At 68.7% G+C, this 16,143-nt stretch carries 15 protein-coding genes; 8 read left to right on the top strand and 7 right to left on the bottom strand.

The window, feature by feature from the left end; all coding sequences use genetic code 11:
- Positions 1–5 precede the first annotated feature (5 nt).
- Together C2U31_RS04975 and C2U31_RS04980 are read left to right on the top strand one after the other, a co-directional pair.
- Positions 6–1,892 carry an amidohydrolase gene (locus C2U31_RS04975; RefSeq protein WP_103271825.1) on the top strand — a complete coding sequence of 629 codons (1,887 nt, stop codon included), beginning with the start codon at positions 6–8 and terminating at the stop codon, positions 1,890–1,892.
- A gap of 11 nt (positions 1,893–1,903) precedes the next feature.
- Positions 1,904–2,362 (top strand): DoxX family protein, encoded by a 459-nt coding sequence (locus C2U31_RS04980; protein ID WP_103271826.1) that lies wholly within the window; start codon positions 1,904–1,906, stop codon positions 2,360–2,362.
- Here C2U31_RS04980 and C2U31_RS04985 read toward each other — a convergent pair.
- Genes C2U31_RS04985 through C2U31_RS05005 form a run of 5 tightly spaced genes read right to left on the bottom strand, consistent with a single transcriptional unit; the run spans position 2,253 to position 6,644 of the window.
- A complete protein-coding gene (locus tag C2U31_RS04985) occupies positions 2,253–3,743 on the bottom strand; it encodes an AtzE family amidohydrolase (protein ID WP_103271827.1) in 1,491 nt (496 codons plus the stop codon). The genes C2U31_RS04980 and C2U31_RS04985 overlap by 110 nt on opposite strands.
- Positions 3,740–3,922, bottom strand: coding sequence for a DUF4089 domain-containing protein (locus C2U31_RS04990; protein ID WP_103271828.1), 183 nt, complete (start codon positions 3,920–3,922; stop codon positions 3,740–3,742). The genes C2U31_RS04985 and C2U31_RS04990 overlap by 4 nt, the downstream gene beginning before the upstream one ends.
- A gap of 29 nt (positions 3,923–3,951) precedes the next feature.
- Positions 3,952–4,773 carry an ABC transporter ATP-binding protein gene (locus C2U31_RS04995; protein ID WP_103271829.1) on the bottom strand — a complete coding sequence of 274 codons (822 nt, stop codon included), beginning with the start codon at positions 4,771–4,773 and terminating at the stop codon, positions 3,952–3,954.
- A gap of 2 nt (positions 4,774–4,775) precedes the next feature.
- On the bottom strand, positions 4,776–5,624 hold the full coding sequence (locus C2U31_RS05000; protein WP_233772649.1) for an ABC transporter permease: 849 nt from the start codon (positions 5,622–5,624) through the stop codon (positions 4,776–4,778).
- 3 nt (positions 5,625–5,627) lie between these two features.
- Positions 5,628–6,644 (bottom strand): ABC transporter substrate-binding protein, encoded by a 1,017-nt coding sequence (locus tag C2U31_RS05005; RefSeq protein WP_103271830.1) that lies wholly within the window; start codon positions 6,642–6,644, stop codon positions 5,628–5,630.
- Positions 6,645–6,874: 230 nt separating this feature from the next.
- On the opposite strand from C2U31_RS05005, the gene C2U31_RS05010 reads away from it, so the two are divergent.
- On the top strand, positions 6,875–7,402 hold the full coding sequence (locus C2U31_RS05010; RefSeq protein ID WP_103276258.1) for an AAA family ATPase: 528 nt from the start codon (positions 6,875–6,877) through the stop codon (positions 7,400–7,402).
- A 36-nt stretch (positions 7,403–7,438) separates the two neighbouring features.
- Here the strand turns inward: C2U31_RS05010 and C2U31_RS05015 are convergent, their stop codons facing one another.
- Both C2U31_RS05015 and C2U31_RS05020 read right to left on the bottom strand, forming a co-directional pair.
- A complete protein-coding gene (locus C2U31_RS05015) occupies positions 7,439–8,299 on the bottom strand; it encodes an IclR family transcriptional regulator (protein ID WP_103271831.1) in 861 nt (286 codons plus the stop codon).
- A 97-nt stretch (positions 8,300–8,396) separates the two neighbouring features.
- A complete protein-coding gene (locus C2U31_RS05020; protein WP_103271832.1) occupies positions 8,397–9,197 on the bottom strand; it encodes an enoyl-CoA hydratase/isomerase family protein in 801 nt (266 codons plus the stop codon).
- 344 nt (positions 9,198–9,541) lie between these two features.
- Between C2U31_RS05020 and C2U31_RS05025 the strand changes: the two genes are divergently transcribed.
- The 5 genes from C2U31_RS05025 (at position 9,542) to C2U31_RS05045 (ending at position 16,122) form a co-directional block, all read left to right on the top strand.
- The gene (locus C2U31_RS05025) at positions 9,542–10,603 is read left to right on the top strand and encodes an ABC transporter substrate-binding protein (RefSeq protein ID WP_103271833.1); all 1,062 of its coding nucleotides are present in this window, start codon (positions 9,542–9,544) and stop codon (positions 10,601–10,603) included.
- A gap of 7 nt (positions 10,604–10,610) precedes the next feature.
- Positions 10,611–11,675: an ABC transporter ATP-binding protein gene (locus C2U31_RS05030; RefSeq protein WP_103271834.1), complete on the top strand. Its 1,065-nt coding sequence runs from the start codon at positions 10,611–10,613 to the stop codon at positions 11,673–11,675.
- A gap of 8 nt (positions 11,676–11,683) precedes the next feature.
- Positions 11,684–13,432 carry an ABC transporter permease subunit gene (locus C2U31_RS05035; protein WP_369869740.1) on the top strand — a complete coding sequence of 583 codons (1,749 nt, stop codon included), beginning with the start codon at positions 11,684–11,686 and terminating at the stop codon, positions 13,430–13,432.
- Positions 13,429–14,964 (top strand): class I adenylate-forming enzyme family protein, encoded by a 1,536-nt coding sequence (locus C2U31_RS05040; protein ID WP_103271836.1) that lies wholly within the window; start codon positions 13,429–13,431, stop codon positions 14,962–14,964. Before C2U31_RS05035 ends, C2U31_RS05040 begins: the two co-directional genes overlap by 4 nt.
- Before the next feature lie 312 nt (positions 14,965–15,276).
- Positions 15,277–16,122, top strand: a complete 846-nt coding sequence (locus C2U31_RS05045; RefSeq protein ID WP_103271837.1) for a transporter substrate-binding domain-containing protein — start codon at positions 15,277–15,279, stop codon at positions 16,120–16,122.
- Positions 16,123–16,143 lie beyond the last annotated feature (21 nt).

The raw sequence follows: 16,143 nt of genomic DNA on the forward strand, positions 1-16,143 counted from the left end.
CCGCCATGACCACCGCCACGCCGGACGTCATCTTCCACAATGGCCGCATCACCACGCTGGACCGTTCCCGGCCGCGGGCCAGCGCCGTCGCCGTCAAGGACGGCCGTTTCGTCGCGGTCGGCGACGATGCCGAGGTGCTGGCGCTGGCCGGCGCCGGCACGCGGCGCGTCGACCTGAAGCGCCGCGCCGTCCTGCCCGGCCTGTACGACAACCACACGCACGTGGTGCGCGGCGGCCTGAACTACAACATGGAGCTGCGCTGGGACGGCGTGCGCTCGCTGGCCGACGCCATGGCCATGCTCAAGCGTCAGGTCGCCATCACGCCCGCGCCGCAGTGGGTGCGCGTGGTGGGCGGCTTCACCGAGCATCAGTTCGCCGAGAAGCGCCTGCCCACCATCGAGGAACTCAACGCCGTCGCGCCCGACACGCCGGTGTTCATTCTGCACCTGTACGACCGCGCCCTGCTCAACGGCGCGGCGCTGCGCGCGGTGGGCTACACCAAGACCACGCCCAATCCGCCGGGCGGCGAGATCCTGCGCGACGCGCAGGGCAATCCCACCGGGCTGCTGCTGGCCAAGCCCAACGCCACCATCCTGTACGCCACGCTGGCCAAGGGGCCGAAGCTGCCCTTCGATTACCAGCTCAATTCCACGCGCCATTTCATGCGCGAATTGAACCGTCTGGGCGTGACCGGCGTGATCGACGCCGGCGGCGGCTTCCAGAACTATCCCGACGACTATGCCGTCATCCAGCGGCTGGCCGACGACAATCAGATGACCGTGCGGCTGGCCTACAACCTGTTCACGCAGAAGCCAAAGCAGGAGAAGGAGGACTTCCTCAACTGGACCGCCAGCGTGCAGTACAAGCAGGGCACGGACTACTTCCGTCACAACGGCGCCGGCGAGATGCTGGTGTTCTCGGCCGCCGATTTCGAGGACTTCCGCGTCGAGCGGCCGGACATGCCGCCGGAAATGGAAGGCGAGCTGGAGGAAGTGGTGCGCGTGCTGGCGCAGAACCGCTGGCCCTGGCGCCTGCATGCCACCTATGACGAGACCATCGCGCGCGCGCTGGATGTCTTCGAGAAAGTCCATCGCGACACGCCGCTGACCGGCCTGAACTGGTTCTTCGACCACGCCGAGACCATCTCCGACAAATCCATCGATCGCATCGCCGCGCTGGGCGGCGGCATCGCCGTGCAGCACCGCATGGCCTACCAGGGCGAGTACTTCATCGAGCGCTACGGCGCGGCGGCGGCCGAGGCCACGCCGCCCGTCGCCAAGATGCTGGCGCGCGGCGTGAAAGTGTCGGCCGGCACCGACGCCACCCGCGTCGCGTCCTACAACCCCTGGGTGTCCCTGTCCTGGATGGTCACCGGCAAGACCGTCGGCGGCACGCGCCTCTATCCCGCGCGCAACTGCCTGGACCGCGAGACCGCGCTGCGCATGTGGACCGAGAACGTGGCCTGGTTCTCCAACGAGGAAGGCAAGCGCGGCCGCATCGAGCCGGGCCAGCTGGCCGACTTCATCGTGCCGGACAAGGACTATTTCAGCTGCGCCGAGGACGAGATCTCGTTCCTGACCTCGGACCTGACCGTGGTCGGCGGCCGCGTCGTCTACGGCGCCGGCGAGTTCGGTCCGCTGGACGACAACCCGCTGCCGCCCGCCATGCCGGACTGGTCGCCCACGCGCCTGTTCGGCGGCTACGCCGCCTGGGGCGATCCGGATGGCGCCGGCCGCAATTCGCTGGGCTATCGCAACATGGCGGCCTGCGGCTGCGCCAGCGCCTGCGGCGTGCATGGCCACGAGCATGCGCGCGCCTGGGGCGCGCAGGCGCCCAGCTCGGACCTGTCGGGCTTCTTCGGCGCGCTGGGCTGCTCCTGCTGGGCCGTGTGAGGGGCGCCGCCATGAATACACCTTCTGCATGGGAACGGCGGCTCGCCGGCGCGGCGCGTCCGCTGTTCGGTTCGGCTGCGATCCGTTTCCTGGCCTATCTGGGGCTGTGCGCCGCCTATCTGCAGGGCGGCCTGGTGAAGCTGACGGATTTTCCCGGCGCCCTGCGCGAGATGGCGCATTTCGGCCTGTCGCCGGCGCCGGTGTACGCCGTGCTGGTGATCGCGCTGGAGCTGATCGCGTCCGCCATGATTCTGACGGGCCGGCTGCGCTGGCTCGGCGCGGCGGCGCTGGCCCTCTTCACGCTGGCGGCGACCGGCATGGCGCTGCGTTTCTGGGAGCTGCCTGTCGGGCAGGAACGCTTCATGGCCGCCAATGCCTTCTTCGAGCATCTGGGGCTCGCGGGTGGCTTTCTGCTGGTGGCGTGGCTGGATTTGAAGGCGCCTGGGGGCGCAGAAACGGCGTCGGCATGACCTGTCGGACCGTCGCGACGCCAGCCCGCTCCAGCCGCCTGGCCGCCAGCAGGCAATCGCTCTCGCGCCACGGCGCGGCGATCAGTTGCACGCCCAGCGGCAGATGGGCGTCTGCGCCGATCCCGGGCCAGACGGGCGCGGCGCAGACGGGCAGGCCCAGGCAGGAGATGGGCTGCGTCAGCAGGCCCATGCTGGCGCGGGCCGGCAGGCACTGGCCGGCCAGCATCAGGTCCTGGGCGCCGATGGGCGTGGCGGGCACCGGCGTGGCGGGCGCGATCAGCACGTCGTAGCGCGCGAACAGCGCCAGCGCGTCGCGGTAGACGCGATGGCGCACCCGCTGGGCCTGCTGCACCCAGGCGGCGGGCACCAGGCTGCCCGCCACCAGGCGGTCGCGCGAATACGGCTCGTAGTAGTCGTAATGCGTCACCAGGCGGCGCCGATGCAGCGCGCCGCCTTCGGCGGCGGTGATCACGAACGCGGCGGCGCGCGCTTGCTGCGCGCCGGCCAGTTCGACGATATCGGTGGCATCGAGCGCGCGCGCGGCCAGTTGCACGGCCTGGCGCGCCTCCGGGCCGGCCCAGTGGGTGAAATAGCCGCCCAGCACGGCCACGCGCAAGGGGCGGTCCGAGGCCAGCGCCGCCAGCGTGGGTTCGGCCGGATACTGGGCGCAGGCCCCGTCTCCCGCGTCGGGGCCTTGCAGCGCGTCGTAGACCGCGGCCAGGCTCGTCGCGTCGGCCGCGAAGGGGCCTAGATGATCAAGGCTGCCGACAAAGGGGAACGAGCCGGTGCGCGGCAGGCGGCCGAAGGTCGGCTTCAGGCCGAACACGCCGCACAGCGAGGCAGGCACGCGGATCGAGCCGTTGGTGTCGGAGCCCAGCGTCAGCGGCACCAGGTCGCCGGCTACCGCCGCGGCGCTGCCGCCCGACGAGCCGCCGGCGATGCGGGCGGGGTCGTGCGGATTGCGGCAGGCGCCGTAGTGCGAGTTCTCTGTCGTGAAGCCGTAGGCGTGCTCGTCCATGTTGAGCGCGCCCACCAGCACCGCGCCGGCCTCGCGCAGCCGCGCCACCAGCACGGCATCGCGCCGCGCGGGCGGGTTGGCGGCGTTGACGCGGCCGCCGGCCAGCGTGACCTCGTCGGCGGTATCGAACAGGTTCTTGACCGCATAGGGCACGCCGGCCAGCGGCGGCAGGACTTCGCCTCGGGCGCGCCGCGCGTCGATGGCGGCGGCCTCCTGGCGGGCGCGGGTTTCGGTGACGCTGGTGAAGCAGTGGTAGCGCGGGTCGGCCTCGCGGATGCGCGCCAGCGTGGCCTCCAGCACCGCCGACGCGCTGCGCTCGCCGTCGCGGATCTGCCGCGCCAGGCCGAGGGCGACGCTGTTCACGGGCGGAACACCGAGGCCGACTCCAGTTCCACCGGCAGGGCCTCGTCGATGAAGGTCGAGGCGATGTCGTGGATGCGCGCGAATTGCTGCGTCACCTCGGCCGTGGCCGGCTCGCGCAGGGCATAGCCGGCCAGCGCCAGCGCGCTGCGCACGTATTGATCGATGGTTTCCTGGGTCATGGCGGATTGCTCCTGTGGGGCGTGTATCGCTAGCGGCGCACTTCGCGCTGGAATATCTCCAGGCTCAGTTTCTTCATGTCGATGAAGCTGGGTTCGGTCAGGGTCTCGACGGTGCGCGGACGGGCATCGCCGTAGTCCAGGATCTCGGCCACGCGCGTGGGGCGCTTGGTCAGCAGCAGCACCTGATCGGCCAGGTAAACGGCTTCTTCCAGATCGTGCGAGACCAGCAGCATGGTGGTGCCGGTCTGCATGAAGACTTCTTGCAGCTTTTCGCGGATGAACAGCGTCATCTCGAAATCCAGCGCCGAGAACGGCTCGTCCAGGAACAGCACCTCGGGTCCCGGCGCCAGCGCGCGCATGATCGAGGCGGTCTGCTGCTGTCCGCCGGACAGCTCGTAGGGGTAGCGCTTGAGATCGAACTTGACGTCGAACGAAGCCACCAGCTCCTCGACCCGCGCGTCGACCTCGGCCTTGCCGCGTCCCTCGAGCCGCAGCGGATAGGCGATGTTGTCGATCGTGCGCAGCCACGGGAACATGGCCTCGCGGTAGTTCTGGAACACATAGCCGATCTTGGTTTGCGCCAGCGATTTGCCGTCGAACAGGATCTCGCCGGCATCGATGGGAATCAGGCCGGCGATCATGTTGATCAGCGTGGACTTGCCGCAGCCGTTGGGGCCGAAGACCGAGACGATCTTGCCCTTGGGAATGTCGAGGTTGAAGTCCTCGTACAGCGGCCAGCCGGCGAAATACTTGGTCAGGCCGCGGATGGTGATGTGGGTGCCGGCCGGCCCCGGCACGAAGGGCGCGGGGGCGGGCGATGGCGCGATGGCGGGGTTGATGACGGTGGACATGATTACCGGCCACTCCAGTGGACGACGCGCTTTTCCATGAGCAGGAAGAGAATGTTCAGGACATAGCCGAGCGCGCCGGCGGCCAGGATCGAGGCGTACATGTCGCGCACGTTCAGCACCTGCTGCGCGTTGATGATGCGATTGCCCAGCCCGCTGTCCGAGCCGATGAACATCTCGGCCACGATCACGATGACCAGCGCCATCGACACGCCGCTGCGCAGGCCCACGAAGGTCGGCTGCAGGCTTTCCCAGATCAGCACGTCCTTGAAGATCTGCCAGCGCGAGGCGCCCATGACGCGCGCCGCCATCACGCGCTGTTTGCGCGCGTTGATGACGCCGTAGGCGCTGTTGAACAGGATGACTAGCACCGCGGCGAAGGCGGCGATGGCGATCTTGTTCATGTCGGTCACGCCGAAGATCATCAGGAACATCGGGATCAGTGCCGACGACGGCGTCGAACGGAAGAAGTCCACCAGGAACTCGACGCTGCGGTAGGCTTTCTCGTTGCTGCCCAGCAGAACGCCCAGCGGCACGCCGATCACGCCGGCGATGACGAATGCCTGCAGCGTCCGGTTGACCGAGGCGAGGAAGTCGCCCAGCAAGGGCCCGCCGGCCATGCCCTTGGCCAGCGCCACCAATGTGGCGCCGGGCGTGGGCAGCAGCACCGGGCTGACCAGCTGCAGCCGCACCACCAGGTCCCACACGATGTACAGCGCCAGCGGACCGATCAGCGGCAGCAGGCGCGCGGCGGTCCAGGTTCGCGGGGCGCGGGAAGCCTGCGCCGCGATGGCCGCGTGGCGGGCGCCGGCGGCCTGCGCCGCGCCCGCGCGGCTCGAAGTGATCGCGTCCATGGCTCAGCCCTTGTACAGCATCGAGGCCACGTCGACCTTCTGGGCGAAGATGCCCTTGTCGGCGAACAGGTCGAAGAATTTCTGGAAGTATTGGATATCGCTGGGGCTGAACTCGTTGTAGAGCGTGTAGGCGGCCAGCGGCACGGCCTCGGTCATGGGGCCCTCGATGGCGGTGTAGCCCTTCATGTACGGGCGCGCCTCGTTTGGCTGGTTGCGGATCAGTTCGATGCCGCGCGCATACGCGGCGATGAATTTCCGGCTTTCCTCGGGATGCTTCTTCAGGAACGCGGTGGTCAGCGAGGCCGAGCCGCCGAACCAGGGCGCCATCGGATCGCCCAGCACGTACTTGGCGATGACGCCCGCCTCGAGCACGCGGGTGGTGCCGTTCAGGCGGCCCACGGTGCCGGTGGGCTCCAGCGTGTAGCAGGCATCCAGCTGGCCCGCGGCGACCGCGGCCACGTGCTGGCTGATCGCCAGTTCGACCACGGTCGCCCCGGTTGCGCCGGCGCGCTCCAGCACGGCCTTGGCCAGCGTGGCATTCTGGATGCCGGGTCCGGAACCGACCTTTTTCCCCTTGAGGTCCGCGATGGATTGGATGGGACTGTCTTTCGCGACGATGAACTCGTCCAGTACGTTCTTGGCGTTGCTGGGGTTGGACGCGAAGATCTTGAACAGGCCGGGCGAGGCGATCTCGCCGATGGCCAGGTTAGCCGAGCCAGTGCCGTTGGCGCTGCCGTCGGCGCGGCCCGCCAGCATGGCTTCCATGACTTGCTGCGCGCCCGCGAACTTGAGCGCTTCGACGTTCAGGCCGGCTTCCTTGAAGTAGCCCTTCTCGATCGCGGCATAGAACGGCAGGCCCGCCGCGACCGGCCAGTAGCCGATGCGGATGACCGGGCCCGGTTGCGCCCGCGCCAGTGCCGGCGCGGCCAGCGTGGCGGCGCCCAGCGCGGCGCCGCGCAGCAGCCGGCGGCGGGTGGCGTTGAAGGTGTGGGGCGCGAGGCGATCGGTGTTGCGGGACATGCGGGCTCCTGGTCGGAAATGGGCAGGCGCTTGTGGACAAGCCTGCATCCCAGTCAAGCAAGACCCGTGCCAGGCGGCCAGGCGGCGTTACGTCGCATGGGCGGGGCTATCATGGCGCGTCGCCTGAACCACCTTGGTGCATGCGCGGCACCGCGACGGCGCGCGCGGCGCATCATGGCGCCGCCGGGCCGGCGGCGACCGCCTGCCGCTCTTTCCCCATCCCGTTGTCCATGAACCTCGACACGCTAGGCCCGCGCATCTGCATCCTCGGCCCGTCCAACAGCGGCAAATCCACGCTGGCCGATGCCATCGCGGCGAAACAGGGCCTGGAGCCCATCCATCTCGACCGTCTCTACCATCTGCCGCATACCGACTGGCAGCCGCGTCCCGCCGGGGAATTCCTGACGCTGCACGACGCCGCCATCGCCGGCGAGCGCTGGGTGATGGATGGCAACTATTCCTCTTGTTTGCCGCAACGCCTGGCGCGTGCGACGGGTCTGATCCTGCTGGACCTGTCCACGCCCTTGAGCCTGTGGCGCTACGCGCGCCGGACCTGGTTCGAAAGGGATCGGCGCGGCGCGCTCGATGGCGGCCGCGACAGCGTGAAGTGGTCGATGATCCGTCACATCGTGGTGGCCACGCCGCCCAACCGCAAGCGCTATGCGCAGCTATACGCGCGCTGTGAATTGCCGAAAGTGCTGTGTCCGTCGGCGCGGGCGCTGGCGCGCCGCTACCGGGAATGGGGGCTGGCGCGCTAGCGCGGGCCGGCCCGCGCGCGCGGGCGCGTCACGGAATCATCCCCGGCTGGAGATCGCGCGTCCCGCCGCCATCAGCAGCGCGGAAATGCGCCGTTCGTCCTCGGGGGCGTGCCAGCGCGCGCGCGACACCGCGACGTTGATGGCGCCGCGCGGGCGGCCATCGGCGCCCAGCACGGCGACGGCGGTGGCGATGTCGCCCAGGTACATCTCGTCCTCGGTGTGCGCGTAGCCCTGCTGGCGAAAGCGCGCCAGCCGTTCCATGATCTGGTCCGGATCGGTCTGGGTGTACTGGGTGTACGTAATCCGGTTGGACCGCGACAGCACCGCGCGGGCTTCGTCCTCGGGCAAGGCGCTCAGGATGGCCAGGCCGGACGAGGTGCAGTAGGCCGGCAGCCGCGTGCCGACGATGACCTCGGGCGTCAGCACGTGGCGGCTGACGAAGCGCTGCACGAACACGATCTCGGTGTCGTCCAGCAGGGTCAGGTTGACGGTTTCCTCGGTCTCGGCCGCCAGCTGCTGCAGGAACGGCGTGGCCAGCCCCACGAGTTCGTTGGCGCCGATGAACTGGTAGGCGAAATCCAGCATGCGCGGCGACAGCTCGTACAGCTTGGTGGCGGGATCGCGGCGCAGCAGGCCCAGCTGGCCGAGCGTGTGCGTGAAGCGCTGGGCGGCGCTCATGTCCAGGTCCGCGAGGCTGGCGATCTGCGTCATCGACAGTTCGCGCCGCTTGGCGTTGAACACGCCCAGCACGCGCATGGCCTTTTCCACCGAGTTCACGAACAGCGTGGATTCCTCGTTGGCGGCGTGCTCCTTGCCCGCCTTGCCCCGCCCTGCCTTGCCGTCCGGATCGGCTGCCGGCCTGCCGCGCGCTTTCTTCGTCGGGGTGATAGGGTTCATGGCGATTGTGTGGCTGTTGCTACTGCATGGCGATAAGCCGTGAGTGTAATACGGCGATTCCACGGGCTTTCGCGCATGTGGCGCGCGCCGCCGGCGCTCAGTTTGTCGCGTCGCGACCCGGCGCGGCGTGGCCCCGGGCCTGGAAGAAGGCTTCCATCATGCGTGCCGGTTCGCCGCTGGCATAGGACTCCTTGTGCAGCCGGATCGCCGCTTCCATGGTGTCCTCGAACGAAGCCTGGGACATCTCGCGGAAGCGCTGCTTGTTCAGGCGCAGCGCCACCGGCGGCTTGGCGGCGAGTTCGCGGGCGACCTCCAGCGCGCGCGGCAGCACCTGGGCGGCGTCCACCAGGTGGTGGATCAGGCCCAGGCGGCAGGCTTCCTCCGCGTCCATGAGCCGGCCGGTCAGCGTCAGTTCGATGGTGCGGGACATGCCCAGCATCAGGTTCATGATCCATGGCCCCGTCACGCTGGCGATGCCGGCATTGATTTCCGGCTGGCCCATGCGCACGCCGGGATGGCCGACCCGCACGTCGCCCAGCAGCGCGACCTGGAACGCCGAGCCGGCCGCCGTGCCGTTCAGGGCCATCACCAGCGGCTTGGTCAGGCCGCGCAGCACCGAATAGAAGTGTTCCCAGGAGCGGATCCAGGTCGCGCTGGAGGCCACGTCGAAGCCATGTGCTTCCTCCAGGTCCTGGCCGGCCGAGAAGGCGCGCTCGCCCGCGCCGGTCATGACCATCGCCCGGATGCCGGCGTCGGCGTCGAACGCTTGCAGGGTGGCGATGATCTCGTCGCGCATGGCGCCGTGCCAGGCGTTCAGCTTATGCGGGCGGTTCAGCCGGATCAGGCCCACGCCACCGTCGTGGCGCTCGACTTCGATGAATTTCGTTGTGGATGCCATGGTTATATCTCTATGAAATAGTGAATAAGCAAAATTCAATATATGAGATGGGAAAAGTGATGGCAAGGAAATTCTTGTGTCTTGATTTGCAAGCGCTGGCGCCCCATCGGATGGTTCGCGCTCGGTTGAGAGGTAATCGTTGAAAATTGAACGCCAGTCTGGCTTGCAGGCGTCTTCACGGATGAGGGTCAGTGCTTTCCCTAGATCCCCCTTGTGCGATGAAAGTTCGCGGGCGTATATTTTATTTAGCCATTTGGCTATCGCATTTCGATAATTAAAGTGGTTTTTGGCCCCAGGCCGAACCCGCCCGTGATCTGCCGCCCACCCGTTCAGGAGAGCGCATCGTGAAGCAACCCGCCCAACCCAGCCGCCGCCGTTTCCTTAAGACCGCGGGCGCAGCAGGCCTAGGCGCCTGCATAGGATTGCCCGCCTACGCGCAGGCCCGCCAGATCGTGGTCGCGGATCCGGGCGGCCCCTACACCGCGGCCTATCGCAAGGCGTTCTACGACCCGTTCGAGCAGGCCACCGGCATCAAGGTGGTCAACGTGGCGCGCGAAGCGCAGCCCGTGGCGCAGCTGACGGCCCTGGTCGAGACCCGCAATTACATCTGGGACGTCACCACGCTGACCCTGTCGGCCGATATTCCGTACCTGGAGTCCAAGGGCTTGCTGGAGCCGATCGGCTTCACGGCCGCCGACGTGCCGGGCCTGATTCCGCAGGCCGTTACCGCCCACTGGATGGGCGTGGACATCTACGCGGCGGCGCTGGCCTACCGTTCCGACAAGTTCGCCGCGCAAGGTCCGGCCTCGTGGGCGGATTTCTGGGATGTCGCCAAGTTTCCCGGGCGACGCTCGCTGCGCCGCAGCCCGATCGAAACGCTGGAACAGGCGCTGCTGGCGGACGGCGTGCCGATGGCGCAGCTGTATCCGCTGGACGTGGAGCGGGCCTTCCGCAGCCTGGACCGCATCAAGAAGCACATCAATCTCTGGTGGACGTCCGGCGCGCAGGCGATGCAGGCCATCCAGAACGGCGACGTCGACATGATCGCTACCTGGAACGGCCGGTCGCAGGCCGCTATCGACAATGGCGCGCCGGTGAAGATCGTCTGGAACCAGGGCATCTACTCCATCGAGGGCTGGGGCATTCCGAAGGGGACGCCGCGCGCGGACATGGCGCGCCAGTTCGTGCGCTTCTGCGCCGATGGCGCGCGCCAGGCCGCGTTCACGGACACGCTGGCCTACGGGCCGACCAACACCAAGGCCTTCGAGCTGATCGATCCTAAGCGCGCGGCCATCCTGCCCAGCGCGCCGCAGAACCTGCAGGCGATGGGCCTGCCGGATCCGGCGTGGTGGGCCGCGAATCGCCAGGCCGTCACCGAGCGCTTCAACGCCTGGATCGTGGGCTGAGGATTCCATGCGCTACAAACTGGAAACCATCGGCCTGGGCAAGCGCTATGGCGAGAGCGTGGCGCTTGCCCCCACCGATCTGCAGGTGCGCGCCGGGGAATTCCTGACGCTGCTCGGCCCGTCGGGGTCGGGCAAGACCACGCTGCTGCAGATGATCTCCGGCCTGACGCTGCCCAGCAGCGGCACGCTGTTGCTCGACGGCGTCGACGCCACCCAGATGCCGCCAGGCAAGCGCGGCATCGGCATGGTGTTCCAGAACTATGCGCTGTTCCCGCACATGACGGTCTGGGAAAACGTGGCCTATGGCCTGCGCATGCGGCGGGCGCCGGCCGACGCGCTCAAGCGCGCCGTGGCCGCGGCGCTGACGATGGTCAAGATGGACGAGTACGCGCACCGCTACCCGCGCGAGCTGTCCGGCGGGCAGCAGCAGCGCATCGCGCTGGCGCGCTGCTTTGTCTATCGCCCGTCGGTGATCCTGCTGGACGAGCCGCTGGGCGCGCTGGACAAGAAGCTGCGCGAACACATGCAGCTCGAAATCCGCCACCTGCATGCGGAATTGCAGGCCACCTTCATCTACGTCACGCACGACCAGGACGAAGCCCTGGCCATGTCCGACCGCATCTGCCTGATGAACCAGGCCCGCATTGAACAGATCGGCACGCCATCCGATCTCTACGACCGGCCCGCGACCTGCTTCGCCGCCGGCTTCATCGGCCATTCCAACCTGCTCGACGGCCATGTCGAAACCGCGGAAGGCGGCGCGCGCCGGTTCCATGCCGCCGGCCGCTCGCTCGCGCTGGAAGGCGCGGCGCAGCCGCCGGGCGTTATGCGGGACGGCAAGGCCTGGCTGCTGGTGCGGCCCGAGGCGGCCGAGCTGCGGCCGCAAGGCCAGGGCCTGCTCGATGGCAGCGTCGCGGAAGTGGTGTTCCTGGGCGCCGAGGTCCGCGCCATCGTCGCGGTGGACGCGGACAGGCGCGTCAGCGTGCGTTGCGGCCGCAGCGTGGCGCCGCGCGTGGGCGAGGCGGTGGGCGTGCACTGGGACATGGCGCGCGCGACGCTGCTGCAGCAATGAGGTCCGCCATGAAGACAGACCGCCCCGCGCCCAGCCGCCTGCTGCCGTCAGCGGGATACGCGCGGGCGCGCGCCTGGCTGCCGGCCCTGCCCGCCGTGCTGTTCCTGGCGATGTTCTTTCTCGTGCCCGTGGCGGAGATCCTGCGCGGCGGCTTCGTGTCCGCCGATGGCGCGCTGACGGCGGCGCAGCTGAACCGTATCGCCGCGTCGCCGGTTTACGCCAAGGTTCTGTGGTCCACGTTCTGGATTTCGGGGCTGACGGCGCTGATCTGCGTCGTCGCCGGCTATCCCGTGGCCTATCTGCTGGCCCAGCTTGGCGGTCGGGCGCGCGACCGCTGGCTGCTGTGGATCATGCTGCCGTTCTGGACCAGCTATCTGGTCAAGACCTACGCCTGGATGCTGCTGCTCTCGCAGAGCGGGGCCTTGACGGCGCTGGCGCGCGCGCTCGGTCTGCTGGGCGGCGATGCCAGCATCGTGCCGTCGCTGGCGGGCGTGCTGATCGGCATGGTGCATGCCTTGCTGCCCCTGGCGGTGATGACGATGCTGCCGATCATGCAGGGCATTCAGCAGTCGCTGGGACAGGCCGCCGAAACGTTGGGCGCGGGGCCGGCCACGCGCTTCTTCACGGTCTTCCTGCCGCTGTCGGCGCCCGGCATCGCGGCGGCCGAGCTGTTGGTATTCATCACGACACTGGGCTTTTTCATCGTGCCCGCGCTGCTGGGATCGCCGCGCGAGACGATGGTGGCGCAGCTGGTCATCGCATCCGTGCTGGAGCTGTTCGACCTGCGGCTGGCGGGCGCTCTGTCGGCCCTGTTGCTGCTGTGCTCGATCGTGGTGTTCTACGTGTACGACCGGCTGGCGGGCCTGAGTTCGCTGGCCGGCGAGGCGCCGCGCCGCCGGGGCGCGTCCGGACGCATGATGGGCCTGCTGATCGCGCTGGGCCGGCTGGCCGATCCGCTGGCGCGGACGGCCTCGCGGATGCGCGCGGCGCGGCCGCTGAGGCTGTACACGCTGGGCGTGGTCGCGCTGCTGGTCCTGCCGGTGATCATCGTCATCCCCATCGCCTTCACCCGCGGCACCTTCGTCTCCCTGCCGCCGCAAGGCTTCAGCCTGCAATGGTTCGAGACGTTCCTGGCCTCGCCGGTCTGGCGCGCCGCGTTCCTGCGGTCCTTCACCGTCGGATTCAGCACGGCGGCGCTGGCCCTGGCGCTGGGCTTCGGCGCGACCTATGCCCTGACGCGCCTGTCGTCGCGCTGGGCCAAGCCCCTGTTCGCCCTGTTCATCGCGCCGCTGATCGTGCCGCGCATCGTGGTGGCGATCGGGCTGCTGTATCTGTTCGCGCGGCTGGGGCTGACGGGCACCGACGCGGGCCTGGTGATCGGCCATACCGTCCTGGCCCTGCCCTACGTCGTGGTGACGCTGGCAGCCGGATTCAAGCGCTTCGATTGGCGGCTGGTCGACGCCGCGCAGATTCTTGGCGCCTCGCCCTGGGCCAGGCTGCGCACCGTGATGCTGCCGATGCTGGCGCCCAGTTTGATCTCGGCGTTCCTGTTTGCCTTTGTCGTGTCGTTCGACGACCTGACCGTGGCGATCTTCGTCAGCGGCGGCCTGAACACCACGCTGCCCAAGCAGATGTGGGACGACATCCAGCTCGCCGTCACGCCGACGCTGGCCGCCGTTTCCACCGCGCTGGTGGTGGTCGTGGCCCTGGTGATCGCCGTTTCCTCATACCTGAAATCCCGCAACGACCATTCATGAATCCGCTGCACACGCATTTCCCGCCCCGCCTGGATGGCGACGCCATCGATGTGGCGCCCCTGCTCGAACAAGGCCTGCGCCAGGCGCCCGGGCGCGTGGTCTTTGTGTTCGAAGGGCAGGCCGTCACCTGCGGCGAGCTGCGCGAGCACATCGACCGCCTGCGGGCGTGGCTGGCGAGCCGGGGCTTGCGCCAGGGCGACCGCGTCGCCGTCATGCTGCCGAACTCGTCGGGCCATATCGCCCTGATCTATGCCCTGATCCTGTCGGGTCTGGTCTGGGTGCCCGTCAACACGCGCTTGCGCGCCGCCGGCCTGCAATACTTGCTGCGGCACGCGGGTCCTCGCCTGCTGGTGGCCGAGGACGAATACGCCGAGGCGATTGAACAGGCGCGCCAGGACGGCGTGCCGCTGGCGTCGGGCACGGATATCGATGCCGTTGCCGCGCGCGCCGACGTCGCGCCGGCCGCCTTGCCGCCCGTGCGGATCCGCCACGCGGACACGCTGTGCATCATCTACACCTCGGGCACCACCGGCGCACCCAAGGGCGTGCTGTTCACGCATCGGATGATGCGCATCGCCAGCGAGGCGACGCTGCGCGTGGCCAACGCCAAGGCCGGCGACCGGCTGTTCGTCTGGGAGCCCTTGTGCCACATCGGCGGCGCGCAGATGCTGATGGTGCCGTTCCTGGAACCGGTGCAGCTGCACGTGGTCGAGCGCTTCTCGGCATCGCGCTTCTGGGCGCAATGGCGCGACGCCGGGGCGACGCATCTGCATTACCTGGGCGGCATACTCGACATCCTGGCGCAGGCGCCGCAACCGCCACAAAGCTACATCAGGACCGCCTGGGGCGCGGGCGTGGCCGCCCGCTCCTGGGATGCAATCCGCCAGCGCCTGGGCTGCGAGATACGCGAGTGCTACGGCATGACGGAATGCGCCAGCTTCGCGACCTTGAACGCATCGGGCAAGCCCGGTTCCATCGGCCGTCCGCTGCCCTGGCTGCGCCTCGAGCTGCTGGGCCAGGATGGCCTGCCGGTGGCGCCCGGCGAGGCCGGTGAAATCGTGCTGTCCAGTGAGATCGAAGGCGCGTTCCTGCCCGGCTATCTGGACAATCCCGAGGCGAGCCGGCGCGCGCTGCGCGACGGCCGCCTGCATACCGGCGATTCGGCGCGGCAGGACGCCGATGGCGATTACTTCTTCGTCGGCCGCGCCACCGACAGCATGCGCGTGCGCGGCGAGAACGTGTCCGCCTGGGAGGTCGAGCGCGTATTCATCGATCATCCGGCCATACAGGCCTGCGCGGCCGTGGGCGTGGCCGGCGATGTGGGCGAGCAGGAAATCCTGCTCTATGTGCAATTCGTCGACGGGCCGCCCGTCGGGTGGACCGAGCTGGTCGATTGGGCGCGCCCTCGCCTGGCGAGCTATCAGCTGCCTCGCTACTTCCGGCAGACGCCGGGCTTCGAACTGACCCCCAGCGAGCGCATACGCAAGCATCTGCTGGCGCGTGACGCGCAGGGGGCGTGGCGGCGCGCATAGCGCATGCCGATTGCACGGGCCGCGCGCTTCGCGGCCTGTTTCGCGCATGGTGATGTCCCAGGCATGCGCGGACGGGAATCGTCCACGGCCTGGCCGCGCCCGCTGGCGCGGCGTTTCGGATCAGACTGATACTTCCTCGCCGTTCGCGGGCCGTCGCGCCTTCCCGCTAGGGAAAACACTCATATCCCGCGATCCGCTTCCTGTCGCAGAATCGCTGAAAATTGTTCAACAATCCTTGTCGGACCGGCACCCGGCGAAACCAATATGACCACGCTTTTGCAGGGGTCTAGAGACGTCCTCAAGGGGAAACGCATGCCTGTTACCTTCCGTCCGTTCAAGCGCGCCGCGCGCTATGTCACCGTCGCCGCGCTCTGCGCCGCATCCGCCTGGGCCCACGCCGCCGCCACCATCAAGGCCGACAGCCTGACCATCGGCTCCGACCTCACCTATCCGCCCTATGCCTACCTGGACGCGGGCAAGCCCGCCGGCTTCGACGCCGATTTCTCGCGTCTGCTGGCCGGCAAGCTGTCGTTGCAGCCCGTGTTCGTCGACACGCGTTTTCCCGACCTGATCCTGGGCATGCGCGCGCGCCGCTTCGACACCGTGGCCTCGGCGCTGTACGTGACGCCGGAGCGCGCCAAGCTGATCGACTACGTGCCTTACCTGAAGACCGGTTCCTCGCTGCTGGTGCTGGCCAACAGCGCCTACGCGCCCAAGGGGCCCGAGGCGCTGTGCGGCAAGCGCGTGGCCTCGATCAAGGGCGCGTCCTGGACGCCCAAGCTGCAGAAGGTCTCGCGCGAGACCTGCCAGACCAAGGGCCAGGGCGAGATCAAGGTGCTGGAATTCCCGACGGCGCCGGAGGCGCTGATGGCGCTGCGCTCGCAGGCGGCCGACGTGATGATGGAAGACGCCGCCGTGGCGCACAGCATGCTGTCGCAGACGCAGAACGCGGTGAAGGTCAGCTCGACCGCGCTGCTGTATCCGGTGGTGATCGGTCTGGGCATCAACAAGGACGCGCAGGAATTGCAGGCGCAACTCAAGAAGGCGCTGGGCGAGGCGCGCGCCAGCGGTGAATACGCCGCCCTGCTGTCGCGCTATGGACTGGAAGCGCCGACTGACGCCGACGTGCAGGCCGCGCTGGCCGGCCCGCGGCAGTAAGCGCGCAGCGCCAGGGAAGCC

The organism is Achromobacter sp. AONIH1, assembly GCF_002902905.1.
GTDB lineage: Bacteria > Pseudomonadota > Gammaproteobacteria > Burkholderiales > Burkholderiaceae_B > Achromobacter.

Excerpts from the sequence above, each read along its gene's own strand:
- C2U31_RS05015 (WP_103271831.1), bottom strand. The coding sequence starts at position 8,299 with ATGAACCCTATCACCCCGACGAAGAAAGCGCGCGGCAGGCCGGCAGCC.
- C2U31_RS05000 (WP_233772649.1), bottom strand. The coding sequence starts at position 5,624 with ATGGACGCGATCACTTCGAGCCGCGCGGGCGCGGCGCAGGCCGCCGGC.
- C2U31_RS05040 (WP_103271836.1), top strand. The coding sequence starts at position 13,429 with ATGAATCCGCTGCACACGCATTTCCCGCCCCGCCTGGATGGCGACGCC.
- C2U31_RS05020 (WP_103271832.1), bottom strand. The coding sequence starts at position 9,197 with ATGGCATCCACAACGAAATTCATCGAAGTCGAGCGCCACGACGGTGGC.
- C2U31_RS05030 (WP_103271834.1), top strand. The coding sequence starts at position 10,611 with ATGCGCTACAAACTGGAAACCATCGGCCTGGGCAAGCGCTATGGCGAG.
- C2U31_RS04975 (WP_103271825.1), top strand. The coding sequence starts at position 6 with ATGACCACCGCCACGCCGGACGTCATCTTCCACAATGGCCGCATCACC.
- C2U31_RS04995 (WP_103271829.1), bottom strand. The coding sequence starts at position 4,773 with ATGTCCACCGTCATCAACCCCGCCATCGCGCCATCGCCCGCCCCCGCG.
- C2U31_RS05045 (WP_103271837.1), top strand. The coding sequence starts at position 15,277 with ATGCCTGTTACCTTCCGTCCGTTCAAGCGCGCCGCGCGCTATGTCACC.
- C2U31_RS05035 (WP_369869740.1), top strand. The coding sequence starts at position 11,684 with ATGAAGACAGACCGCCCCGCGCCCAGCCGCCTGCTGCCGTCAGCGGGA.
- C2U31_RS05005 (WP_103271830.1), bottom strand. The coding sequence starts at position 6,644 with ATGTCCCGCAACACCGATCGCCTCGCGCCCCACACCTTCAACGCCACC.
- C2U31_RS04990 (WP_103271828.1), bottom strand. The coding sequence starts at position 3,922 with ATGACCCAGGAAACCATCGATCAATACGTGCGCAGCGCGCTGGCGCTG.
- C2U31_RS05010 (WP_103276258.1), top strand. The coding sequence starts at position 6,875 with ATGAACCTCGACACGCTAGGCCCGCGCATCTGCATCCTCGGCCCGTCC.
- C2U31_RS04980 (WP_103271826.1), top strand. The coding sequence starts at position 1,904 with ATGAATACACCTTCTGCATGGGAACGGCGGCTCGCCGGCGCGGCGCGT.